Origin of the sequence: Pseudomonas sp. FP818, from assembly GCF_030687335.1 — a bacterium.
Lineage (GTDB): Bacteria > Pseudomonadota > Gammaproteobacteria > Pseudomonadales > Pseudomonadaceae > Aquipseudomonas > Aquipseudomonas shahriarae.
Map to the genome: position 1 here is coordinate 5,453,819 of NZ_CP117427.1, position 23,471 is coordinate 5,477,289.

General features: G+C 59.6%; 24 protein-coding genes. 10 read left to right on the plus strand and 14 right to left on the minus strand.

Translation table 11 applies throughout. From position 1 onward, the window contains the following. Window positions 1-21: 21 nt before the first annotated feature. The gene (locus PSH80_RS24895) at window positions 22-759 is read right to left on the minus strand and encodes an ABC transporter substrate-binding protein (protein WP_057440242.1); all 738 of its coding nucleotides are present in this window, start codon (window positions 757-759) and stop codon (window positions 22-24) included. Window positions 760-1,016: 257 nt separating this feature from the next. Here PSH80_RS24895 and PSH80_RS24900 point away from each other — a divergent pair, with 257 nt between their 5' ends. Further along, the gene (locus PSH80_RS24900; protein ID WP_057960849.1) at window positions 1,017-1,469 is read left to right on the plus strand and encodes a GNAT family N-acetyltransferase; all 453 of its coding nucleotides are present in this window, start codon (window positions 1,017-1,019) and stop codon (window positions 1,467-1,469) included. Window positions 1,470-1,565: 96 nt separating this feature from the next. Here PSH80_RS24900 and PSH80_RS24905 read toward each other — a convergent pair whose 3' ends face one another. The 3 genes from PSH80_RS24905 to PSH80_RS24915 are packed head-to-tail and all read right to left on the minus strand — an operon-like array spanning window position 1,566 to window position 4,549. Next, complete coding sequence (locus tag PSH80_RS24905; RefSeq protein WP_038444032.1) at window positions 1,566-1,862, minus strand: helix-turn-helix domain-containing protein; 297 nt, start codon at window positions 1,860-1,862, stop codon at window positions 1,566-1,568. 17 nt (window positions 1,863-1,879) lie between these two features. After that, window positions 1,880-2,386, minus strand: coding sequence for a M48 family metallopeptidase (locus tag PSH80_RS24910; protein WP_057440240.1), 507 nt, complete (start codon window positions 2,384-2,386; stop codon window positions 1,880-1,882). 42 nt (window positions 2,387-2,428) lie between these two features. Then, window positions 2,429-4,549 (minus strand): bifunctional diguanylate cyclase/phosphodiesterase, encoded by a 2,121-nt coding sequence (locus tag PSH80_RS24915; RefSeq protein WP_128593308.1) that lies wholly within the window; start codon window positions 4,547-4,549, stop codon window positions 2,429-2,431. 318 nt (window positions 4,550-4,867) lie between these two features. Here PSH80_RS24915 and PSH80_RS24920 point away from each other — a divergent pair, with 318 nt between their 5' ends. Both PSH80_RS24920 and alr read left to right on the plus strand, forming a co-directional pair. Beyond that, window positions 4,868-5,533 (plus strand): polysaccharide lyase family 7 protein, encoded by a 666-nt coding sequence (locus PSH80_RS24920; protein WP_057440238.1) that lies wholly within the window; start codon window positions 4,868-4,870, stop codon window positions 5,531-5,533. Window positions 5,534-5,664: 131 nt separating this feature from the next. Further along, on the plus strand, window positions 5,665-6,894 hold the full coding sequence (gene alr, locus PSH80_RS24925) for an alanine racemase (protein WP_057960851.1): 1,230 nt from the start codon (window positions 5,665-5,667) through the stop codon (window positions 6,892-6,894). 269 nt (window positions 6,895-7,163) lie between these two features. Here alr and PSH80_RS24930 read toward each other — a convergent pair whose 3' ends face one another. After that, window positions 7,164-7,625 (minus strand): hypothetical protein, encoded by a 462-nt coding sequence (locus tag PSH80_RS24930; protein ID WP_305418613.1) that lies wholly within the window; start codon window positions 7,623-7,625, stop codon window positions 7,164-7,166. Between the two features lie 508 nt (window positions 7,626-8,133). On the opposite strand from PSH80_RS24930, the gene PSH80_RS24935 reads away from it, so the two are divergent. Then, window positions 8,134-8,484 carry a hypothetical protein gene (locus PSH80_RS24935; protein ID WP_169990364.1) on the plus strand — a complete coding sequence of 117 codons (351 nt, stop codon included), beginning with the start codon at window positions 8,134-8,136 and terminating at the stop codon, window positions 8,482-8,484. A 286-nt stretch (window positions 8,485-8,770) separates the two neighbouring features. Here the strand turns inward: PSH80_RS24935 and fba are convergent, their stop codons facing one another. The 6 genes from fba to tkt form a co-directional block, all read right to left on the minus strand. Further along, the gene (gene fba, locus PSH80_RS24940) at window positions 8,771-9,835 is read right to left on the minus strand and encodes a class II fructose-bisphosphate aldolase (protein WP_029297347.1); all 1,065 of its coding nucleotides are present in this window, start codon (window positions 9,833-9,835) and stop codon (window positions 8,771-8,773) included. Window positions 9,836-10,004: 169 nt separating this feature from the next. Then, on the minus strand, window positions 10,005-10,340 hold the full coding sequence (locus PSH80_RS24945; RefSeq protein ID WP_057960853.1) for an MliC family protein: 336 nt from the start codon (window positions 10,338-10,340) through the stop codon (window positions 10,005-10,007). A gap of 60 nt (window positions 10,341-10,400) precedes the next feature. Beyond that, window positions 10,401-10,625 carry a hypothetical protein gene (locus PSH80_RS24950; protein ID WP_057440235.1) on the minus strand — a complete coding sequence of 75 codons (225 nt, stop codon included), beginning with the start codon at window positions 10,623-10,625 and terminating at the stop codon, window positions 10,401-10,403. A gap of 29 nt (window positions 10,626-10,654) precedes the next feature. Continuing rightward, entirely contained in the window at window positions 10,655-11,818 is a 1,164-nt protein-coding gene (locus tag PSH80_RS24955) for a phosphoglycerate kinase (RefSeq protein ID WP_057440234.1), read from the minus strand. Continuing rightward, window positions 11,815-12,900 carry an erythrose-4-phosphate dehydrogenase gene (gene epd, locus PSH80_RS24960; protein ID WP_057960854.1) on the minus strand — a complete coding sequence of 362 codons (1,086 nt, stop codon included), beginning with the start codon at window positions 12,898-12,900 and terminating at the stop codon, window positions 11,815-11,817. The genes PSH80_RS24955 and epd overlap by 4 nt, the downstream gene beginning before the upstream one ends. A gap of 138 nt (window positions 12,901-13,038) precedes the next feature. Then, window positions 13,039-15,036, minus strand: coding sequence for a transketolase (tkt, locus tag PSH80_RS24965; RefSeq protein WP_057440233.1), 1,998 nt, complete (start codon window positions 15,034-15,036; stop codon window positions 13,039-13,041). 260 nt (window positions 15,037-15,296) lie between these two features. On the opposite strand from tkt, the gene PSH80_RS24970 reads away from it, so the two are divergent. The 5 genes from PSH80_RS24970 to PSH80_RS24990 all read left to right on the plus strand — a co-directional run bounded on the left by PSH80_RS24970 (window position 15,297) and on the right by PSH80_RS24990 (window position 20,353). Then, window positions 15,297-16,292: a metalloregulator ArsR/SmtB family transcription factor gene (locus PSH80_RS24970; RefSeq protein WP_057960855.1), complete on the plus strand. Its 996-nt coding sequence runs from the start codon at window positions 15,297-15,299 to the stop codon at window positions 16,290-16,292. 19 nt (window positions 16,293-16,311) lie between these two features. Beyond that, on the plus strand, window positions 16,312-17,502 hold the full coding sequence (gene metK, locus PSH80_RS24975; RefSeq protein ID WP_057960856.1) for a methionine adenosyltransferase: 1,191 nt from the start codon (window positions 16,312-16,314) through the stop codon (window positions 17,500-17,502). A 249-nt stretch (window positions 17,503-17,751) separates the two neighbouring features. Beyond that, window positions 17,752-18,099, plus strand: a complete 348-nt coding sequence (locus tag PSH80_RS24980) for a DUF1090 family protein (protein WP_057440231.1) — start codon at window positions 17,752-17,754, stop codon at window positions 18,097-18,099. A gap of 98 nt (window positions 18,100-18,197) precedes the next feature. Then, window positions 18,198-19,877, plus strand: a complete 1,680-nt coding sequence (gene ligB / locus PSH80_RS24985) for an NAD-dependent DNA ligase LigB (protein ID WP_370693755.1) — start codon at window positions 18,198-18,200, stop codon at window positions 19,875-19,877. Window positions 19,878-19,957: 80 nt separating this feature from the next. Next, window positions 19,958-20,353, plus strand: a complete 396-nt coding sequence (locus PSH80_RS24990; protein ID WP_057440229.1) for a DUF1090 domain-containing protein — start codon at window positions 19,958-19,960, stop codon at window positions 20,351-20,353. Window positions 20,354-20,372: 19 nt separating this feature from the next. On the opposite strand, the gene PSH80_RS24995 is transcribed toward PSH80_RS24990, so the two are convergent. Then, complete coding sequence (locus PSH80_RS24995; protein WP_057440228.1) at window positions 20,373-20,822, minus strand: cytochrome c; 450 nt, start codon at window positions 20,820-20,822, stop codon at window positions 20,373-20,375. Window positions 20,823-20,949: 127 nt separating this feature from the next. On the opposite strand from PSH80_RS24995, the gene PSH80_RS25000 reads away from it, so the two are divergent. After that, a complete protein-coding gene (locus tag PSH80_RS25000; RefSeq protein ID WP_120734273.1) occupies window positions 20,950-22,131 on the plus strand; it encodes a murein transglycosylase A in 1,182 nt (393 codons plus the stop codon). Window positions 22,132-22,209: 78 nt separating this feature from the next. Here the strand turns inward: PSH80_RS25000 and PSH80_RS25005 are convergent, their stop codons facing one another. Both PSH80_RS25005 and PSH80_RS25010 read right to left on the minus strand, forming a co-directional pair. Continuing rightward, window positions 22,210-22,596, minus strand: coding sequence for an MAPEG family protein (locus PSH80_RS25005; RefSeq protein ID WP_057960859.1), 387 nt, complete (start codon window positions 22,594-22,596; stop codon window positions 22,210-22,212). A gap of 31 nt (window positions 22,597-22,627) precedes the next feature. Beyond that, window positions 22,628-23,461: an EamA family transporter gene (locus tag PSH80_RS25010; RefSeq protein ID WP_200659942.1), complete on the minus strand. Its 834-nt coding sequence runs from the start codon at window positions 23,459-23,461 to the stop codon at window positions 22,628-22,630. Window positions 23,462-23,471 lie beyond the last annotated feature (10 nt).

Below are 23,471 nucleotides of genomic sequence, written 5' to 3' on the forward strand. Positions count from 1 at the left end.
GCGATGGCGACCTCAAGAACACTACATCCCGTGTTGCTTGAGAAGACGCGCATAACTGCCATCTGCCTTCATCCGGGCAATCTCCCGATCAAACCCCGCAACAATCTGCTCATGCCTGGGGTTTTTCAGGCTGACCAGAATATGCAGGCTGTTCTCACTCAAGGTCTTGGGCAGGAATTCCACCGCGTTGCGCACCCTGGGTGATTCCCGCGCCAGGTGAAAACGCGCGACATACTCATCCTCGACCGTCAGCCGCACGCGCCGGGCCGCGAGCATGCGCACGGCCATGGCGAAGTTATGCACCGGGACTTTTTGCAGTTGGGGATCGGCATCGAACTCCGCCGAATAGGCGTAGCCGCGTACCACGGCGACGGGATAGTCATGCAGTTGCTGCAGGTTCTGGAACTCGATGGGATCATCACGGCGCTTGATAAAACGCACGCGGTTGAGCAGGTACTCGTCGGAAAACTGCCCCAACTGCGTACGCGCCTCGTCGTACCAGGCATTGATCAACACGTCATAACGCCCGTCGCCCACCCCCATCAACGCCCGCGCCCACGGCACCTGCTCGAAATCGCTGGCAAAGCCGGCACGCGCCAGGGCGGTGCTGACGATATCGGTAGCCAGCCCGCCATTGAGCAGGGTCGCATCGGTAAACGGCGGCCATGCATCTGCCACCAGGCGCAAACGTTCTGCGGCCACCGTCGGGACCAGCAACAGCAATACCAGCAAAGCAACGGCACGAGACAGTCGCAGCATGCTTAATGTCCTTGCACAGCGGGCAGTTCCTTGCGGGCAATGGCGTCTGGAAGAACAATGCCCAGGCACCTGACTGTAGCTTATCGCTCGCGGTGTACAGCAGATTACACAAAGAACTGAACCGCGAAAGCACTCAATGATGGCAAATTGACGTCATTCACAAAAAATAAGGTTTCACAGGTGTTTATGCCACCCCCCAAGACAGTTGCCGGCCAGGGCATTACTATCCAGGCCAGGTCTTTATGCGAGATGGAACGATGACTGTCGATTGGGTTTGCAAGCACCACAATGATCTGGGCAAGGAACAGCTCTACGCCATTTTGCGTCTGCGGGCAGAGGTATTTGTCGTCGAGCAGAAATGCATCTACCAGGACATCGACGATCAGGATCTGGAGGGCGACACCCACCACCTGATGGCCTGGAAGGACAACCAATTGGTGGCTTACCTGCGCCTGCTGGACCCGGAGCTGCATGGCGGTGACGTGGTTATCGGCCGCGTGCTGGTGGCCGAGGCAGCCCGGGGCACTGGCCTGGGCCACCAGATGCTGGAGGAAACCCTCAAGCAGATCGACGATATCTGGCCGCAGACACCGATTTTTCTTTCAGCCCAGGCGCATTTGCAGGGGTACTACGGCAGATATGGGTTCAAGGTCGAGGGTGAGGAATACCTGGAGGATGATATTCCGCATATTGGGATGCGGCGCGCTTGAGGATGCTATCGCGGGCAAGCCCGCTCCCACAGGTTGATTGCGATCAAATGTGGGAGTGGGCTTGCCCGCGATAGCGTCAGACCTGCCAACCCAGTTTCAGGGATAACCCAACACCTGCTTGACCTGCACCAGGTTGCGCTCGATCCAGCCACGGTCAATCGCCCCCCAATCGCGAATCCGATAGCGCCCGGCATGATTGCGGGCGCCGTCTTCCTGCTCGAACTCGCAGACGATATCCAGGTCCGCCAACGCGGCGATGGTGTCCTGGGCCGTGCGCCGGGGCATGCCGGTCACTTCGGTCAACGCCGGGACGCTGCTGGCCAATTGGCTGTCGATCAGATACGCCACATACAGGCGGCGGTAGAAACTGCTCTTGGTCTTGCTCACATCCATGCTCGCTTCCTCTTGGTTCAATCCCGCGCTGCGCCCTGCAAGTCGCGATAGGTCAGGTACACCCGCAGGTCGAATTCCACCTGATGGTAGCCGGGCAACATATATTCGCAGAGTTTGTAGAACGCCTTGTTGTGGTCCGATTCCTTGAAGTGCGCCAGCTCGTGGACAACGATCATCTTCAGGAACTCCGGCGCCGCGTCCTTGAACAACGCGGCGATGCGGATCTCTTTCTTGGATTTGAGATTGCCGCCCTGCACCCGCGAAATCGTGGTGTGCAGGCCCAGGGCGCGATGGGTCAGGTCCAGGCGGTTGTCGAACAGCACTTTGTCGATGGCCGGTGCATTGCGCAGGTGCTCCTGCTTCAGGGCCAGGGCATAGCTGTACAGCGCCTTGTCACTCTGCACCGCATGGCGCTCGGGGTAACGCTGGTGCAGGTAGTCGCCTAATTGATCTTTGGCGATCAATTGGCGCACTTGCTCTTGCAGGGCGGCGGGATAGGCCTGGAGGTATTTCAGCGCAGTCATGGGTTCGAACGGCAGGGGCGTGAGGCCGCCAGTGTAGCGAATTCAGCAGGGGCCTGCGCGCAGCGCGAAAGGCTGCGGCCACTGGGAAATATCGTCGGCCATCAGCGACGGGGCCACCAGCGGGCCCTGGATGAATTGGCAGCCATTGGCCTGCAGCCAGTGGCATTGCTCAAGGGTTTCCACGCCCTCGGCAATCACCAGCAAGCCGAAGTGCCCACACAGCTCGATAATACTGCGAGCCAGCGCGGCCTCCCGTGGCGAGTTGAGTACGCGGGCAACCAGGCCGGGGTCGAGCTTGAGCGTGTCGAACTCCAGGTCACGCAGATGCGCCAGGGAGCAGTTGCCCGAGCCAAAGTCATCGAGGGCTATTCGCACCCCCAGGCGCCGGAGTTGCTTGAGCTGCTTGGTGGACTCTTCGATATTGTGCATCAGGCTTTCTTCGGCTATTTCCACTTCCAGTTGCCGCCCCTGCAACCCATGTCGCTCCAGTGCCTGCTGCAGCTGGGTCGCCAGGTTGGGCATATTGAACTGGCTGCTACTCAGGCTCACGCTCAGCACCCAGTCGTCACTCATGACCGGGGCCCAGGCCTGTCGCGCCAGCGCCACCTGGTGGAAGATCCAACTGCTGAGCTGACTGATCAGGCGCGCCTCCTCCAGCAAGGGCAGGAACAACCCGGGCGGCACATCGCCGACACTCGGGTGCTGCCAGCGCAACAAGGCTTCGACCCCGCGCAAGTGCCCGTCCACCAGGGACACCTGGGGTTGGTACACCAAGGTCACCTGCTTATGGTCGATGGCCTCGCGCACACTGCTTTCAAGCATCAGGCGCGAGCGGGCCCGGCCGTTCATTTCCTGATCGTAATAGCGATATTGCTGACGCCCGGCGCGCTTGGCTTCGTACATGGCGATATCGGCGGCGCGCAGCAGGCCGCTCAGGTCACGGCCGCAATCGGGGAAGATGGCAATGCCGATACTGACCCCCAGCATCACCTCCAGGCCGTCCACTTGCTGGCAGATCGACACCCGCTCGATCAACTGTTCGGCAAGCTTGGCAGCCTGCTCCGGGTATTCCAGTTCCAGCAACGCGACGAACTCATCCCCACCAAGGCGGCCGAGAATGTCGCAACTGCGCAGGCACAGCGCCAATTGCTCCGAGACCCAGCGCAGTACCCGGTCGCCGGCATCGTGCCCTACGGAATCATTGACCCGCTTGAAGCCATCCAGGTCCATATACAGCAGCACCGTGGCATGCTCGCTGCGCTCGTTGCGCAACAGGATCGTCTCCACGGTCTGATAGAAACCACGCCGATTGAGCAAACCGGTGAGGGGGTCAGTGACGGCCTGGGACTCCAGTTGCTGATGCAGATGGCGCACTTGCGACATGTCCTGCACGGTCACCACCATGGCCTTCTGTTCGCGTGGCAAGGGCGCACAGGACATGGCCACCGGCAGTTGCTGGCCGGGCGCCGTGCGCAGGATCGCGTCGTGCAGGCGCCAGGTTTCACCGCGCAGGTAGCCGGTGTACAACTCGCAGGCAAACCAGTCGGGCATATGGGGTTTTTGCAGGAAGCCCAGGAACGCCTGGCCTTGCAACTCGCCCACCGTGGCGTTGAGCAGTCGCGAAATAGCCGGGTTGGCGTAGCTGATCACCCCGTCTTCGCCCACCACCAGGATGCCCTCGGCGGCGTTGTCGAGCACCGAGGCATTGAAGGCCCGGGCCAGCTCCAGGTCATGACTCAAGCGCTGCAAGGCCCGCCGGTTGCGCTGATGCTCCAGCAAGGCCTGGACCTTGGGCTTGAGGATCAGCGGGTCGAAGGGCTTGAACAGGTAGTCGATAGCGCCGCTGGCATAGCCCTCCAGCACTGCGGCGGGCGATTGCTCAGTGGCACTCAGGAAGATGATCGGGGTCATGCGGGTGCGCTGGCTGCCGCGCATCAAGCGCGCCACTTCGAAGCCGTCCATACCCGGCATCCGCACATCCAGCAGCACCAGGTCCACGTCAGTTTCGAGCAAAAGCCCCAGGGCCTCCTCGCCGGAGGCTGCCGTCACCACCTGCCAGTCGTCGCGCTGCAGGAGCGCGCGCATGCTGATCAGGTTTTCCGGGTAGTCATCGACCACCAGGAGCACTGAGCAGCCTTCGGCCGGGGTTGGAGCGCATTCCATGCTGCATCTCTTCCTTGAGGGTTCATTCCGGTCATTTTTGCGACAAAACCGGACATTCAATGTGGAGTCACTCTAGCCTTGGATCCCATAAAGCAGAAGGTGCGCCGATGCCATCATTGCGCCAAAGGCCACACAACCGACTAACGGTCAGCGCCTACAGCCCACGGATTACGGGAAGGATGGCTTTTTGACAGACCACTGGCGCCAATAAACCGCCATAAAATCATTAACAAACCGTTACCAGCCGCTTATAAAGAACGCGCCAGCCCTTGGGCCAAAGCCTTTTGACCCTTCTTTCGTACAGCAAAGGCGCACTCAATGATTGATCTGTCCACCTGGAACCTGAGCATCCCTGTTGGCACCCCGCCAGCCACCATCGACACCCCTAAACTGCTCAGCGGTTTCAATGGCAAATACTTCCAGGCCGAAGGCAGCAGCGTGCAATTCTGGTCCCCCGTCACCGGTACCCGTACCGAAAACGCCATCTACCCGCGCAGCGAACTGCGGGAAACCTATGCCGACGGCCGGCTGCGCAACTGGACCTACCCAGAGGCCGACAACTACCTGCGCGCCACCCTGGCCATCAACCAGGTGCCCTCCTCGGGCAAGATCGTGATCGGTCAGATTCATGCCTATGACAGCCAGAAACCGCTGGTCAAAGTCGAATATCAATACAAGGAAAAAACCCAGACCGGCAACATCGTCGCCAAGGTGCGCATGCGCCCCGATGACAGCAAAGGCCGGGTGATTATCGTGGCCGAGAATGTGCCCCTGCAGCGCAACTTCACCTACGTCATCCACCTGAACAAAGCCGGCCTGCTGAGCATCGAGGCCGCCAACGGCCAATGGAACGAACGCCTCGGTGCCGCCTGGGGCAAGAAGCCGTTGTACTTCAAGGCCGGCGTATATGTGCAAGACAACAGTGGCGACAGCAAGGAAGGCGGCAAGGTGACATTTGCCAAGCTGGATATTGATCACAACTGACAGTCTGATCATTCTCACGACGCTTTAGGACAGAACCGCGACCCAGGGTCTCGACTTTTTTGTAGGACAATTCGAGTATGGCGCCGCGCATGCGCAATGCTTACCTATAAGAAAGTCATGGAGACTCATCAATGCCCTTCACTCGCACCCTACTCGCCCTGTCCATGGGTATGGTTCTGCTGCAAAACCCGGCCTTCGCTGCCCCGCCCTTGTCGATGACCGACGGGGTGGCCCAGGTCAGTATCCAGGACAGCAACGCCTGGGTTGAGATCAGCAAAGCCGCGTTTGAACACAACATCCGTACCCTGCAAGCCAGCCTCGCCGACAAGTCGAAAATCTGCGCCGTGCTCAAGGCCGACGCCTACGGTCACGGCATTGGCCTGCTGATGCCATCGGTGATCAAGCTCGGCGTGCCTTGCGTGGGCGTGGCCAGCAATGAAGAAGCCCGCGTCGTGCGCGAAAGCGGCTTCAAGGGTCAACTGATCCGCGTGCGTACTGCCGCCCTGAGCGAACTGGAAGCGGCGCTGCCGTACAACGTCGAAGAACTGGTGGGCAACCTCGACTTCGCCGTGCGCGCCAGCCTGATCGCCGAACATCATGGCCGCCCGCTGGTAGTACACCTGGGCCTGAACTCCAGTGGCATGAGCCGCAATGGCGTAGAAATGACCACAGCCCAGGGCCGCCGCGACGCCGTAGCCATCACCAAGGTGCCGAACCTGGAAGTGAAGGCGATCATGACCCACTTCGCCGTCGAAGACGCCGCCGACGTACGCACCGGTCTCAAGGCCTTCAACGAGCAGGCCAATTGGCTGATCGACGTCGCCCAACTGGACCGCAGTAAAATCACCCTGCACGCGGCCAACTCCTTCGCCACCCTGGAAGTGCCCGAGTCCCGCCTGGACATGGTGCGCCCCGGCGGCCTGCTGTTTGGCGACACCGTGCCGTCGTTTACCGAATACAAGCGGGTGATGCAGTTCAAATCCCACGTGGCCTCGGTCAACAGCTACCCGAAAGGCAACACCGTCGGCTACGACCGCACCTACACCCTGAAGCGCGATTCAAAACTGGCCAACATCACCGTGGGCTATTCCGACGGCTATCGCCGGGCGTTCACCAATAAAGGCATCGTGCTGATCAACGGGCATCGGGTGCCGGTGGTGGGCAAGGTGTCGATGAACACGCTGATGGTGGATGTGACGGATGTGCCAACCGTGAAGAGCGGAGATGAGGTGGTGCTGTTTGGCAAGCAGGGGAATGTCCAGACCACCCAGGCGGAGGTAGAGGATATCAATGGGGCGTTGTTGGCTGACCTTTATACGGTGTGGGGGAATTCAAACCCCAAAATACTGGTCGATAAATAAGCCGAACACCATCCAAATGTGGGAGCGGGCTTGCCCGCGATGAGGGCGTATCAGTCATCCATTTATCGACTGATACACCGCTATCGCGGGCAAGCTAGCTCCCACATTGGTTTGTGAGTGCCTGCAAATTCCGAGTACAAAAACCCGAACCTCAAGAGATAAAGAGGCCAGATCTATTTAAAAGTAAAATCGTTCCTCCCCCTTTACAGTCCAACTTTTTATAAGAGCGCGAAGCTCCCATCACCACTAGGCGATGCCGCTGCGAAAAATCAATTTTTTCGCAGCCAACCAAATTTCAACTCTTTTTCATAGGCCTTCCTCACATTATTCTCAAATTCAGCCAAGGAATAAGCAGCACCACTTCCCCGCTTATAAGTACCGGCTCTTAATTGCGACAAGACCCCAGATGCTAACTCTTCATAGCTAACCGAGCCTTTAAAACCTGGGAACTCGTCTCCACCGCGATGCCCGATTATATAGGTGATTCTTTGATCGTCTGTGGGGGACTCTTCGAAGTAGTAGTGACGACTATCAAATTCAGCCTGCTCCTCGTCATACTGCTGAAGCAGCTTTGTTTCCTCAGGGGTTAAAGGTTTATTCGACATACCACCTTCAAACGGCGGATATTTTTCCCACACCGTGCCTTTAATCGATTCCAGATGCTTCCGGCGTTCCAAAGCATTTTTAGTTTCAGCATTTACAACGGGTGGATTTACAAAATCATACTCCATGACTTAAAACCTCGCCAAACAAGTTAATAAAATAAATACATTCTATGGCTCGCCCTAAATCGCTAAAAACCACACAATAAAAAATAAACCAACAACCATTAAATTCAACCTGTCAAATCCTGCAAAACCTAGAACTTTCCGTCATTAAACACACAAAGGATATTTCATCCAAATCTTAAAACAGTCTATTTGCACACACCTAACTCAACGCACAAACTTTCAAATGAAAAGTCTTCACCCATAAAAAACCTTATCGCTGCAGGTTTCCCTAAGCGCTCGGAGGGTGGAGAGGGAGAGATATTAGCAACAAATTTATTTTGCAGTTAAATAGCCCCCCTTTTACAGTCAGCCTTCGTTAAGTACATTAAAAATTTCACTTATAACACCTATCGCAAAACTTCATTAAACACTGTCATTTCTGACAGCAACTCCAAAAAAATACATATTTAAAATTGGTCATACCCTAGGCCTAAGCAAGGCCATCCATCTATATAGGTTGAGGTACATCATGAACAAGGAAGGCTCTCTCACTGCTCGTATGTACACTTCCGGATACCCCCTCACTTGTAGGCTGGGTTTCCAAAAAATTGAAAACGGCACATATGAAAGCGGTGATCACGCCAAATACGCCGACGGAATACCATTCCCAGTGCTTAACTATGTAAAAACAAACCACCTGTGTGCGAGCACAGGCGAACATAGCATCGCAGTAGTATTTAACTTTGAACATGTGGGCAATGGGGAGTACATAACCACCAGCGCAGACGGTAATTTTTTCCCTGGCCACTATTTGGGAATCACCAGCCACGGACACGTAAACGCTTATAAATCAAGAGAAAAAAGAACAATTTTCTTTTAAGAAAAACGGAAAGTACCTAACACTTAGCGACATTACAGGTAATGTAGTTTCTGACTTGGAAATGATCTGCAAAGATGGCGAGATAGAACTGTACAATAAAATCGTACTCGAACCAAGCGCAGGCAGACAATGGTCCGCTTTTGTTCGAACAGTGAGCGGTAGCGTCGGGCTTGTGGGAAAAAATATTACATTACGAATCGAAGAGCGCAACGTCTAATAGTTAAAGAAAAGATAGAAAAACCCGCCTCTTGGCGGGTTTCTCATCAACGCGACTAAACGCTAAGGCTTAGTTGACCTTAGCGTTCAACTCACCTTTCAAATACCGCTGATACATCGCTTCCAACGACACAGGCTTGATCTTCGAAGCATTACCGGCCGTGCCGAACGCTTCGTAACGCGCAATACATACATCACGCATCGCAGTCACAGTGGCGCCGAAGAACTTACGCGGGTCAAACTCGCTCGGGTTGGTGGCCATCAGGCGACGCATCGCACCGGTGGAAGCCAGGCGCAGGTCGGTGTCGATGTTGACCTTGCGCACGCCGTGCTTAATGCCTTCGACGATTTCTTCAACCGGTACGCCGTAGGTTTCTTTGATGTCGCCGCCGTACTGGTTGATGATCGCCAGCCATTCTTGCGGTACCGAGGAAGAACCGTGCATCACCAGGTGGGTGTTGGGGATGCGCTTGTGGATTTCCTTGATGCGGTCGATGGCCAGCACGTCGCCGGTAGGCGGCTTAGTGAACTTGTACGCGCCGTGGCTGGTGCCGATGGCGATGGCCAGGGCGTCGACCTGGGTGCGCTTGACGAAGTCAGCGGCCTCTTCCGGGTCGGTCAGCATCTGGCTGTGATCCAGCACGCCTTCGGCGCCGATCCCGTCTTCTTCGCCGGCCATGCCGGTTTCCAGGGAGCCCAGGCAGCCCAGCTCGCCCTCTACCGAAACGCCGCAGGCATGAGCCAGGGCCACGGTTTGTTGGGTGACGCGCACGTTGTAGTCGTAGTCGGTCGGGGTCTTGCCGTCTTCGCCGAGGGAGCCGTCCATCATCACCGAGCTGAAGCCCAGTTGGATGGAGCGCTGGCATACGTCAGGGCTGGTGCCGTGGTCCTGGTGCATGCACACCGGGATGTGTGGGAATTCTTCGATTGCCGCGAGGATCAGGTGACGCAGGAACGGTGCGCCGGCGTATTTGCGGGCACCGGCCGAAGCCTGGACGATCACTGGGGAGTCGGTCTTGTCAGCGGCTTCCATGATGGCGCGCATCTGCTCAAGGTTGTTGACGTTAAAGGCTGGGACGCCGTAGCCGAACTCGGCTGCGTGATCCAGCATTTGACGCATGCTGATAAGTGCCATTGTGTCTCTCTCCCGGTCGAGGGTCGTTAATCGTGCAAGCCTGCCGTAGCGGCGGCTGCTATTCAAGTTATTGCAGATCAAGGGGTTGAGCCTTGGCCTGCTGAATCGTTATTGCAGGGTGCGGTTCGCAATCTTTGTCGAATTGGAACCGGATCCCATGTGCTCTGTATTACTGGGCCTTGCAGCCCCGGCCGATCAAATCATCGGTGGCAACCCAATAAACCAGGCCTTCCTCACCTTTTGTGTGAAACGCCAGTTGCTCATTGCTGTACAGCGCGCCGGAAGCGGCCACATCTTCCTTGAGGCGATACACCAGGTCGGAGCCGCCGAGGCGCACATCCACCTGCTTGTGGTCGGTATCGACAAACCGCCAGTTCACCTGGGCCTGGCTGTCGCATACCCAGGTGGTCCATGGTTCTTGCTGCGCTGGTGCCTTGTTGAACATGTTCAGGTTGGCACAACCGGCCAATAGAGCCAGTGCTGCCAGGGCGATAACGCCTTTCATTGCCAATCCTCGAACGGCGGCCCGAGGCCGCCACTGCTGTCGGTTAGTGAATCAGACCCATCAAGGGCAACCCTGTTCCTTACCTTTGGGCGGGGAATCGTATTTCTCCAGACCGTCGGGCCCTATGCGCTTGCTGATCACCGGCATGGTTTCAGCCTGCCAGTCGGCCTGGTAGCAGCCCTTGTGCGGTGCAGCCCCTGGGGCGTCGTCTGCCGGCGCCTTGGGCGCGCTGCCGCAGCCAGCCAACAGGCCTGCTGCAATCACCAGCGCGAATGGCTTGATCATGGGAATGCTCCTTTTCCAGGCTGCGGGACTCAGCCCTTGGCTCGACTTTCCAGCACTTCAACGGCTGGCAGGACCTTGCCTTCGACAAACTCAAGGAACGCGCCACCACCGGTAGAAATGTAGGAGATCTGCTCAGCAACGCCATACTTGTCGATGGCCGCCAGGGTGTCGCCACCGCCGGCAATGGAGAATGCCGAGCTTTCAGCAATCGCCTTGGCCAGCACTTTGGTGCCGTTGCCGAACTGGTCGAACTCGAACACACCGACCGGGCCGTTCCACAGGATAGTCCGGGAGGCTTTCAGCAGCTCGGCGAAGTTGGCCGCCGTTTGCGGGCCGATATCCAGGATCATGTCGTCAGCCGCCACATCTGCGATCAGCTTGACGGTCGCTTCGGCGCTTTCGGCAAATTCCTTGGCAACCACCACGTCCACCGGCAGCGGCACGCTGACCTTGGCCGCGATGGCACGGGCGGTGTCCAACAGGTCCGGCTCGTACAGCGACTTGCCTACCGGATGGCCAGCAGCGGCCAGGAAGGTATTGGCAATGCCGCCGCCCACGATCAGTTGGTTGCAGATCTGGCTCAGGCTGTTGAGCACGTCCAGCTTGGTCGACACCTTGGAACCGGCCACGATGGCAGCCATTGGCTGGGCTGGTGCGCCCAGGGCCTTGCCCAGTGCATCCAGCTCGGCAGCCAGCAACGGGCCAGCAGCGGCCACCTTGGCGAACTTGGCCACGCCATGGGTCGAACCCTCGGCGCGGTGCGCGGTGCCGAAGGCGTCCATCACAAACACGTCGCACAGCGCAGCATATTGCTGGGCCAGTTCGTCGCTGTTCTTCTTCTCGCCTTTGTTGAAGCGCACGTTTTCGAACAGCACGATGTCGCCGGCCTTGACGTCAACACCGCCCAGGTAGTCAGCCACCAGCGGCACTTCGCGGCCCAGGGCCTTGCTCAGGTAATCGGCTACAGGCTTGAGGCTGTTTTCGGCGGAGAACTCACCTTCGGTCGGACGACCCAGGTGGGAGCAGACCATCACGGCCGCGCCTTTTTCCAGGGCCAGCTTGATGGTCGGCAGCGAAGCCAGGATTCGCGCATCGCTGGTGACTACACCGTCCTTGACTGGGACGTTGAGGTCTTCGCGAATCAGTACGCGCTTACCTTGCAGATCGAGGTCGGTCATCTTCAACACGGTCATGGTCGCAGTTCCTGAATTACTTGATTTTGAAGGGCTAATTTTGAAGAAGCGATGTGCAGATAATGTTCCGCAACATCCAGCATGCGGTTGGCAAAGCCCCATTCGTTATCGAACCAGGCCAGGATATTCACCAGCCTGGGGCCGGAAACGCGGGTCTGGCTGGCATCGACGATGGCCGAATGCGGGTCGTGGTTGAAATCACAACTGGCGTGCGGCAACTCGGTGTACGCCAGCAGGCCTTTGAGCGGGCCGCTGGTGGCAGCCTCGCGCAGGATCCGGTTGACCTCGCTGGCGTCGGTGTCGCTGACAGTCTGCATGGTGATATCCAGGCACGACACGTTCACCGTCGGCACGCGCACTGCTTTGGCCTGGATTCGCCCGGCAAGTTCCGGCAGCAGGCGTTCAATACCACGAGCCAGGCCGGTGGACACCGGAATCACCGACTGGAACGCCGAACGGGTACGGCGCAGGTCTTCATGGTGATAGGCGTCAATCACCGGCTGGTCGTTCATCGCCGAGTGAATAGTGGTAATCGACACATACTCCAGGCCAATCGCCTGGTCCAGCAGGCGCAACAACGGCACACCGCAGTTGGTGGTGCAGGAGGCGTTGGACACCAGCAACTCGTCACCGGTCAGGCAGTCCTGGTTGACCCCATAGACGATGGTGGCGTCGACATCCGCCTCGCTGGCCATCGGCTGGGAAAACAACACGCGCGGCGCGCCGGCGTCGAGGAACCGCTGGCCATCGGCCCGGGTGTGGTAGGCCCCGGAGCATTCCAGCACCAGGTCGACGCCCAGCGCCGCCCAGTCGATGCCCTCGGGCGTGGCACTGCGCAAAACCTTCACGCAGTTGCCATTGATATGCAGACAATCGCCGTCGATCCGCACTTCGCCGGGGAACCGGCCGTGGGTGGAGTCGAAGCGCGTCAGGTATTCGATGCTGGCCATGTCGGCCAGATCGTTGATGGCGACAATTTCAAACCCGGCCGCCGCCCCTCGCTCGAACAGCGCACGCAAGACGCAACGACCAATCCGGCCGTAGCCGTTGAGTGCAACTTTGTAGGGACGGGGTTGAGGCATGGGGTTCTCGATCAATGTTCGTTCAGTGTTGAATGTTCCATCGCTATCGCGGGCAAGCCCGCTCCCACATTAGACCGAGATCCAAATGTGGGAGCGGGCTTGCCCGCGATGGCGCCAGTACAGACAACGCAGACTGACTTAGTCTTCCAGCAGCTCTTCAGCCTGACCCAGGATGTTTTCCAGGGTGAAACCGAACTCTTCGAACAACGCTGGCGCCGGCGCCGACTCACCGTAGGTGGTCATGCCGATCACGCGGCCTTCCAGGCCCACGTACTTGTACCAGTAGTCGGCGTGCGCCGCTTCGATGGCAATACGCGCGCTGACCTGCAACGGCAGGACCGATTGCTTGTAGTCGGCGTCCTGGGCTTCGAACACGCTGGTGCACGGCATGGACACAACGCGCACGTTGCGGCCTTGGGCGGTCAGCTTGTCGTAGGCCTGAACGGTCAGGCCCACTTCGGAACCGGTGGAGATCAGGATCAGCTCCGGCTCGCCAATGCAGTCCTTGAGCACGTAGCCACCACGGCTGATGTCGGCGATCTGCGCGTCAGTACGCACCTGGTGTTGCAGGTTCTGACGGGAGAAGATCAGCGCCGAAGGGCCATCCTTGCGCTCGATCGCGTGCTTCCAGGCCACCGCGGATTCCACCGCGTCGGCTGGGCGCCAGCAATCCAGGTTCGGCGTGGTGCGCAGGCTGGTCAGTTGCTCGACCGGCTGGTGCGTCGGGCCGTCTTCGCCGAGACCGATGGAGTCGTGGGTGTACACATGGATCACACGCTTCTTCATCAGCGCGGCCATGCGTACGGCATTGCGCGCGTATTCCATGAACATCAGGAAGGTCGCGCCGTAAGGCACCAGGCCGCCGTGCAGGGCAACGCCGTTCATGATGGCGCTCATGCCGAACTCGCGCACGCCGTAGTACATGTAGTTGCCGCTGGCGTCTTCAGCCGAGACACCTTTGCAGCCTTTCCACAGGGTCAGGTTGGAACCGGCCAGGTCAGCCGAACCGCCGAGGAACTCAGGCAGCAACGGGCCAAAGGCGTTCAGGGTGTTCTGGCTGGCTTTACGGCTGGCGATAGTCTCGCCCTTGGCCGCGACTTCGGCGATGTAGGCCGAGGCTTTTTCCGAGAAATCAGCAGGCAGGTCACCGGCCAGGCGGCGTACCAGTTCGTTGGCCAGCTCCGGGAACTCTGCGGAGTAGGCCGCAAAACGCTGGTCCCACTCGGCTTCTGCGGCGCGACCGGCTTCCTTGGCGTCCCACTCGGCGTAGATATCAGCCGGGATTTCGAACGGGCCATGGTTCCACTTCAGCGCTTCACGGGTCAGGGCGATTTCCGCGTCACCCAATGGGGCGCCGTGGCAGTCTTCCTTGCCTTGCTTGTTCGGCGAACCGAAGCCAATGGTGGTCTTGCAGCAGATCAGGGTCGGCTGTTCGCTTTTGCGCGCGGTTTCGATGGCGGTCTTGATCTCTTCCGGATCATGGCCGTCAACATTGCGGATCACCTGCCAGTTGTAGGCTTCGAAACGCTTTGGCGTGTCGTCGGTGAACCAGCCTTCGACTTCGCCGTCGATGGAGATGCCGTTGTCATCGTAGAAAGCAATCAGCTTGCCCAGGCCCAGGGTGCCGGCCAGGGAGCTGACTTCATGGGAAATGCCTTCCATCATGCAGCCATCACCCAGGAACACATAGGTGTGGTGGTCGACAACATTGTGGCCTGGACGGTTGAACTGCGCCGCCAGGACTTTTTCTGCCAGGGCGAAGCCCACGGCGTTGGCCAGGCCTTGGCCCAGGGGACCGGTGGTGGTCTCGACGCCTGGGGTGTAGCCGAATTCCGGGTGGCCCGGGGTGCGGCTGTGCAGTTGGCGGAACTGCTTGAGGTCGTCGATGGACAGGTCATAGCCGGTCAGGTGCAGCAACGAATAGATCAACATCGAGCCATGGCCGTTGGACAGCACGAAGCGGTCGCGATCGGCGAACGACGGGTTGCTCGGGTTGTGTTTCAGGTAGTCACGCCAAAGTACCTCGGCGATATCCGCCATGCCCATTGGGGCACCGGGATGGCCGCTGTTGGCTTTTTGCACGGCATCCATGCTGAGGGCACGAATGGCGTTGGCACGCTCACGACGGCTGGGCATCGCTGATCTCCTGGAGGTTGAATAAAAGAAACGGAAAAAAGGACCGGCATTTTCCCTCAGCCAAGGCCTCAGGGGCAATGACAGATACCGACTTATGTAGGTTTTTCCTGTGGTTTGGACTGCATTGGCGGCAAGAACACTTCCCGCCGTTCGTCTAAAGGTTATAGCGCCTGCTTATAACCACCGATTATCGACCAATATCAAAACTTTTTGATATTGGCCTTGCGGGGATTTGACCTCATCACTAGACTGCTGGCCTTATGAACTTACCTGCGCCTTCCATTCGCCCCGACGATTGCGATGAGCTGGCGGCCCTGTGCAAGGCCGGCGGTGATCCGCTGCGCTTGAATGTACTGCGCGCCCTGGCCAACGACTCGTTTGGTGTGCTGGAACTGGCGCGGATCTTTGCCATTGGCCAGTCCGGCATGAGCCACCACTTGAAAGTGCTGGCCCAGGCCGACCTGGTGGCCACCCGCCGTGAAGGCAATGCGATTTTTTACCGTCGCGCCCTGCCCCACACCGATTTGCTGGGTGGCAAGCTGCACGCTGCATTGCTCGAAGAAGTGGACAACCTGGCCCTGCCGGCTGACGTGCAGTCGCGGATCGCCCAGGTCCACGGGCAACGCGCTGCGGCCAGCCAGGACTTTTTCTCCCGGGTGGCAGACAAGTTCCGCGCCCAGCAGGACCTGATTGCCGGGCTGCCTCAATACCGCGAAAGCGTATTGGCGCTGCTCGACAAGCTGGGCTTCAACCCAGGTGCCACGGCGCTGGAAGTCGGCCCGGGCGACGGCGGGTTCCTGCCGGACCTGGCACGACGCTTCCACCAGGTGACGGCGCTGGACAACAGCCCGGCCATGCTGGAACTGGCGCGCCAGCTGTGCGAGCGCGAGCAATTGGGCAACGTCCGCCTGCAACTGGCCGATGCCTTGAATGAGGTCGGGCTGCAAGCCGATTGCGTGGTGTTGAACATGGTCCTTCACCATTTTGCCGCGCCGGCCGATGCTCTCAGGCAGATGGCCGGTTTGCTGCAACCGGGTGGCAGCCTGCTAGTAACTGATTTATGCAGCCACAACCAGAGTTGGGCCAGGGAGGCCTGCGGTGATCTATGGTTGGGGTTTGAACAGGACGATCTGGCCCGTTGGGCCACCGCTGCGGGACTCGTTCCCGGGGAAAGCCTGTATGTAGGCTTACGTAATGGTTTCCAGATTCAGGTCCGCCACTTTCAGCGGCCAACTGGCGACACTCACCATCGGTAAATATCAGGAAAACATCGAGATGAGCGAATATTCCCTTTTCACCTCCGAGTCCGTGTCTGAAGGGCATCCGGACAAAATCGCCGACCAGATTTCTGATGCGGTGCTGGACGCCATCATTGCTGAAGACAAGTTCGCCCGCGTGGCGTGCGAGACGCTGGTGAAAACGGGCGTGGCGATCATCGCCGGTGAAGTCACCACGTCGGCCTGGGTCGACCTGGAGCAGATCGTCCGTGACGTGATCACCGACATCGGCTACACCAGCTCTGACGTCGGCTTCGACGGCGCGACCTGCGGCGTGATGAACATCATCGGCAAGCAGTCGCCCGACATCAACCAGGGTGTCGACCGCGCCAAGCCAGAAGACCAGGGCGCCGGCGACCAGGGCCTGATGTTCGGCTACGCCAGCAACGAAACCGACGTGCTGATGCCTGCACCGATCACCTTCTCGCACCAGTTGGTCAAGCGCCAGGCCGAGGCCCGTAAATCCGGGCTGCTGCCTTGGTTGCGCCCGGACGCCAAGTCCCAGGTGACCTGCCGTTACGAAGGCGGCAAAGTGGTGGGCATCGACGCGGTGGTGTTGTCGACCCAGCACAATCCGGAAGTCTCCTACAAAGACCTGCGCGAAGGTGTGATGGAGCTGATCGTCAAGCACGTGCTGCCTGCCGAACTGCTGAGCAAGGACACCCAGTTCCACATCAACCCGACCGGCCAGTTCATCATCGGCGGCCCGGTGGGCGACTGCGGCCTGACCGGGCGCAAGATCATCGTCGACAGCTACGGCGGCATGGCCCGTCACGGCGGTGGCGCGTTCTCCGGCAAGGATCCCTCCAAGGTTGACCGCTCGGCAGCCTATGCCGGTCGTTACGTGGCCAAGAACATCGTCGCCGCTGGCCTGGCCGAGCGTTGCGAGATTCAGGTGTCCTACGCCATTGGTGTGGCCCAGCCTACGTCGATCTCGCTGAACACCTTCGGCACCGGCAAGATCAGCGATGACAAGATCGTCAAGCTGGTGCGTGAGATCTTCGACCTGCGTCCGTACGCAATCACCACCATGCTCGACCTGCTGCACCCGATGTATCAGGAAACCGCGGCCTACGGCCACTTCGGTCGTACCCCTGAACAGAAGACCGTCGGCGACGACACCTTCACCACGTTCACCTGGGAAAAAACCGACCGCGCCGACGACCTGCGCACCGCTGCCGGTCTGTAATCGCAGCACGTAGCACCCAAAGCCCCACCGGGTTTTCCCGGTGGGGCTTTTTGTTGCGCTTTTTTGCGGGCGGGGGTTAGCGCGACGGCGAACCTGGCAAATAGTTCACATTTATTGGATCCAAACCTTGCAGGCTAAATGATGGCCCACTAGAATTCGCGCCCTCCCGAGCCCTTAACCACATTGGATACTGCACTGCGCCTGCTCGGGACAGCCAAGTGCGCAGGCAATCGAACATTGAGGTTTTTCATGCGTATTTCCACCTTCGCTCCTGCCGCCGTACTGCTCAGCCTGTTCGCCCTGCCAGTGCAAGCCGCTGACCTGAGCGGCCTGACTGGCGCCCTGACTTCCCAACTGGGCGGCGCTACCGGCAACTGCGAAAAACAGAGCCAGGAGCTGCAAGCCAAAGTCGACGCCGCCAAAGCCAATGGCGAGGACCTGAAAGTGAAGGCCATGCAGGCAGCACTGGACCAGGTAAACAAAGGTTGCAAAAAAGTCGGCGAGTCCCAAGGCAAGCTCGACGAAACCGCGCAAAAGCAGCAGGCCAAGGCTGACAGCAACGACACCGTGAAAGCCCTGGGCGGTCTGTTCAAGTAAGCAGAAACACCCGGTAAAAAGCCTCGCGCCTGCGGGGCTTTTTTATGGGCGTTTGCTTGCTTTAGGCTGGGCGCCCCTTCAGAGCAAGGATGCTCATGATGACACCACGCCTGCTGACCTACCTGCTATTGATGCTCTTCCCTATCGTCGCTTGGGCGCAGGGCTGCCCGGACTGGCAAGCCGACAAGGCCCGGGACGAAATCACCGCCCTGCAACGACAAATCGACCTCTGGGACGACAGCTACCACCGACTCGGCCAATCCCTGGTCAGCGACGAGCTCTATGACCAGGCCCGCATGCGCCTGGAGCAATGGCGGACTTGCTTTGCACAGGCGCCGTCACCTGCGCAAAATCCCCTGGCCAGCTCGCGGGGCACTGTCGCCCATCCCGTCCCGCACACGGGCCTTGAAAAGTTGGTCAACGACCGCGCCGTGGCAGACTGGATCGGCACACGCAGCGACCTGTGGATACAACCCAAGGTCGATGGGGTGGCCGTGAGCCTAGTCTATCGTGGGGGTCGCCTGGCCCAGGTGATCAGCCGCGGCGACGGCCTGTTCGGCCATGACTGGACGGACTCGGCCCGCAAGATCCCCGGCCTTGTGCAACAACTGCCCGAGGCCATCGACCTGCTCTTGCAGGGTGAGCTGTACTGGCGCCTGGACGCCCATATACAAGGGGAGACGGGCGGCATGAATGCCCGCAGCAAAATCTCCGGGCTGATGAACCGCCAACACCTCAATGACGCCGACGCCGCCGGCATCGGCCTGTTTGTCTGGGCCTGGCCGCAAGGGCCGGCGGACCTCAAGGAGCAGTTGGACACCCTTGCACACTGGGGTTTTACCGACAGCCGTCGCTACAGCCAGCCCATCGACACCTTCGAGCAGGCCCGTCACTGGCGAGCGTTCTGGCATGGGCACCCTTTGCCCTTCGCCACTGATGGCGTGGTGCTGCATCAAAGCCAGCGCGCCCCGGCCGAACGCTGGCAGGCCAGTACGCCTTACTGGGCTGTTGCCTGGAAATACCCGGTCATCACAGCCCTGGCCCATGTGCGCCAGGTGCAGTTCAAGATCGGCCGCACCGGCCGTATCACCCCGGTCCTGGAACTGCACCCGGTAATGCTCGACGATCGCCAGATCAAGCGCGTCAGCATCGGCTCGTTGAAACGCTGGCAACAGCTCGATATCCGGCCCGGCGACCAAGTGTCCATCAGCCTTGCCGGCCAAGTGATTCCCAGGCTCGACCAGGTCATCCTGCGCAGCTATCCACGGGTCGATGTCGCGGCCCCGGTGGCGGGCGACTTCCATCACCTGAGCTGCTTGCGTCTGGCCCCGGCCTGCGAGGAGCAACTGCTGGCCCGACTGACCTGGCTCAGTGGCAAGCAGGGGCTGGATCTGCCACACATTGGCCGCGAGACCTGGAACTCCTTGATCCAGGCCGGTCAAATCAGCGGTTTGGTGGATTGGTTGAACCTTGATGAGACAGAGCTTGCTACCATTGACGGATTCGGCGACCGCAGCACGACGCGCCTGCTTGCGAGCCTGCAGACCGCACGTCAGCGACCGTTCGCTCAATGGCTGATGGCGCTGGGGGTTCCACCGACCGCCCGCAATAACCTGGTGGGTGGCTGGCATGCCCTGGCCGCCCGCGACACGCAAGCCTGGCAGGCCGAGGCAGGAATCGGCCCGGGACGCGCGGCGCAGTTGAGCGCCTTTTTTCGCGACCCTCAGGTGGTGGCCATGAGCGAAACACTACGGGCTGCCGGGATCGACGGCTTTTAGGCCCGGCCCGCTACATTCATCGGTACCGGCAGAAATCATCCTGCCCACCTGACAACGATCTTGTTTATTTTGGAGTTCTTATGAAGTTTCTTGCACCGCTTGCCCTGTTGACCGTCACCAGTTTTCTGACCACTCCCTTGCTGGCTGCCGAGACAGCCCCGCAACTGACCGGTTGCGCTGCCAAGCGCCAGGCCATCAGCCTGCAGATCGAACAAGCCAAGGCCCATGGCAACAGTGAGCAACAAGCCGGTCTGGAAAAAGCCTTGAGCGAAGTCACCGCCCACTGCACCGACGCCTCCCTGAAAAAGGAACGCGAGAACAAGGTGCTGGATGCCAAGCACGAAGTCAGCCGTCGTCAGGCTGACCTCGACAAGGCCATGAAAAAAGGCGACTCCGAGAAGATCAACAAGCGTAAGGACAAGCTCGCCGAGTCGCGCAAAGAGCTACAGCAAGCCCTCGACGACCTGGACAAGTAAGACGCATCCGACCGATGCCTCAATGGTCGCGAAACTGCTTATGACAGGCGCTGCACGCATCTTCGACTTTCTGCACGGCCGGCTTCAGGTCACTGGCTTTGTACGGCTGCACCTGGCTGGCGATCACCAACTCACCGGTGGCCGCCTCAAGGTTGCGCGCCAGTTCCTGGAACTGGGCCTGTTTCTGCCATACATCGTCCTTGGCACTGGTGTGATCTTCTTCGCGCACCGTTGGAAAGTGCTTCCACGGCTCATGGGACAGGGTGTCGAGCTTGACCGCACCCTCGGCAAATTTCGCCCCGTCGAACGGAATACGGCCGCGCAGCATCCCGCCCAGGTCTTCGCCGGTCTTGAGCATCTGCTTGAAGATGGCCTTGCGCTGGCCCAATGGCGAGTTCGGATCCACGCCGCCGCAGGCGGTCAGCGTCAAAGCGGCCAGCAATACAACAGTCAGTTTTTTAAAAGTCATGGTGGCTCAGGGTCACGGGAAACGGCGGCCAGTATCCCCGCCCCGCCCGGAAAGACCAATAGCCCTATTAATAATATGGACGCTTGTGCCGTAATCGGTACCGGCTACCGCCTTGGGAATTACTTGCATGAATAACCTGTTGAACCCCTGGAGCCGCCGACTGGCATGGGCTCTGCCGATGATCGCGCTGCTCGCCGGATGCGACGGCGGCAACGCCCCGACCCCCAAGCCCGAGCCGGAAAAACCCCACGCCGTGGCGACCTATGTCAGCGCCACCTGGGAAGCCCTGCCGGAAGTTTCGGACACTGACCTGCAAGCCGGCTTCGAATCCTGGCGCAGTGCCTGCCAACGCCTGAAGAACGATCCGGTGTGGGGCACCACCTGCGCTGCCGCGGCCAATGTGCCGGGCAATGCCGGTGATATCCGGGGTTTCCTCAAGCAACAGCTGGAGGTGTATGGCTTGCGCTCGGCAGACAACACGCCCAATGGCCTGATCACCGGCTACTACGAACCGGTCTACCCCGGCAGCCTTACCGAAACCAAGACCGCCCATGTTCCTGTGTACGGGGTGCCAGACGACCTGATCATCGTCAACCTGGAAAGCATCTACCCGGAGCTCAAGGGCAAACGCCTGCGTGGGCGCCTGGAAGGGCGGGTACTCAAGCCCTATGACGATGCCGGCACCCTCAACCAGCAAGGCTCCAGCGCCAAGCCCATCGCCTGGCTGACCCACCCGATGGACCTGCAATTCCTGCAAATCCAGGGTTCGGGCCGCATCCAGTTGGCGAACGGTCGTCAACTGCGCGTGGGCTATGCCGACCAGAACGGTTTCCCCTACCGCCCTATCGGCCGCTGGCTGGTGGAGCAAGGCGAGTTGAAGAAAGAAGAAGTGAGCATGGGCGCCATCAGTGCCTGGGCCAAGGCCCATCCCGAGCGGATCCCGGAGTTACTGGCGAGCAACCCCAGCTACGTGTTCTTCAGCACCCGGCCCGACAGCAATGAAGGCCCGCGCGGCTCGCTGAACGTACCACTGACCGCAGGCTACAGCGTGGCCGTGGACCGCAAGGTGATCCCACTGGGCAGCCTGCTGTGGTTGTCCACCACCCGCCCCGATGGCGCACCGATCGTACGGCCGGTAGCGGCCCAGGATACGGGGGGCGCGATTGTCGGTGAGGTGCGTGCCGACCTGTTCTGGGGCACGGGTGATGCAGCGGGCGAGCTGGCCGGGAACATGAAGCAGCAAGGCCAGATCTGGATGCTGTGGCCCAAGGGTGCGGCGCTGCCTCAAGTGCCGGACGCGCCTTTGTAGGAACCGGTTTACCGGCGATGGCGGTTTCAAATCCGCCATCGCTGGCATGCCAGCTCCCACAAGGGTTGGCTGCGTGCCTTAGATCGAAACGAAGAAGAAGCTCGCAATCAACGCCATGCCCACAAACCACACCAGCGAACGCAAGATCGCCCAGTCCGCCAGGTAGCAGATGATGTACAGCAGGCGGCTGGTGATAAACAGCACCGCCAGTACGTTGATGGTCACCAGTTCCGCGTTGCCCGCAAGGTGGGCAATGATCACCGCTGCGGCAAACGCCGGGGTCACTTCAAAGCTGTTGAGCTGTGCGCTATGGGCGCGTTTGGCAAAGCCTTCGAGGGTTTCCAGGAAGGCCCGGGGGTCATGGTTCTGCCGGGGCCCGAATTTGCCACCACTGAACTTGGCCACGCCAGTACACAGGTAAGGCAGAAAAATTGCGATCAACACACACCAGAAAGCAACAGTCATCACTCATTCCTTTTTTAGTTTTATCCGCTGGTTAGAGTTTCATCACGAGCATGCCGATCAGTACCAACCCACAGGCTAAGAGCCGGGAGCGGCCGAAAGGTTCTTTCAGGTAACGCATACCGAACAACACCACCAGGATCACGCTGACTTCTCGCAGCGCGGCGGCCTCGGCAATCGAGCCCAACTGCATGGCCCAAAGCACCAGAGCGTAGCTCAACAACACGCACAACCCCACGCTCAGCCCCAACCGCCATTGCGTGCGCCAAAACAGGCTGAACGCCGCGCGCTTGCGCACCATGGCCAGCAGGGGAAAGGGCCAGGCACTGAGCAGGGTCAGCCATACCAGATAGTCCAACGGGTGCGACCAGCGCCGCAGCGCCTGGCCATCAAGGAAGGTGTAGCAGCCGATGCACAGGCCGATCAGCGCCACCACCGGCAACATCGACCAGGGCAGCCGCTCCCCGCCACCGCCCTGCCAAAGCAGGCACAGCATGCCGAACGGGATCAGCAGGATGCCGACAATCTGCTGGGTACTGAGCACTTCCCCGGCAAACACCAGGGTCAACGCCAGCACCACCAGCGGTGATAAGCCGCGCATCAGCGGATACACCAGCCCCAGGTCGCCAACGCGGTAGGCCTGGATCAGCAGGTAGCGATAGAGCAACTCGAACCAGGCCGATGCGATGATCCACGGCCAGATTTCCAGGGGCGGCAACGACACAAATCCCACTGCCAGCAGAACAAACAACAGGGCCACGCTGTCCATGCAGGCGATCACCAACAGGCGCTCGCCGCTGAACTTGATCAAGGTGTTCCACGTCGCATGCAACAGCGCCGCTACCAGCACCAAGGCTGTCGCAACCACAGGGAGCCCC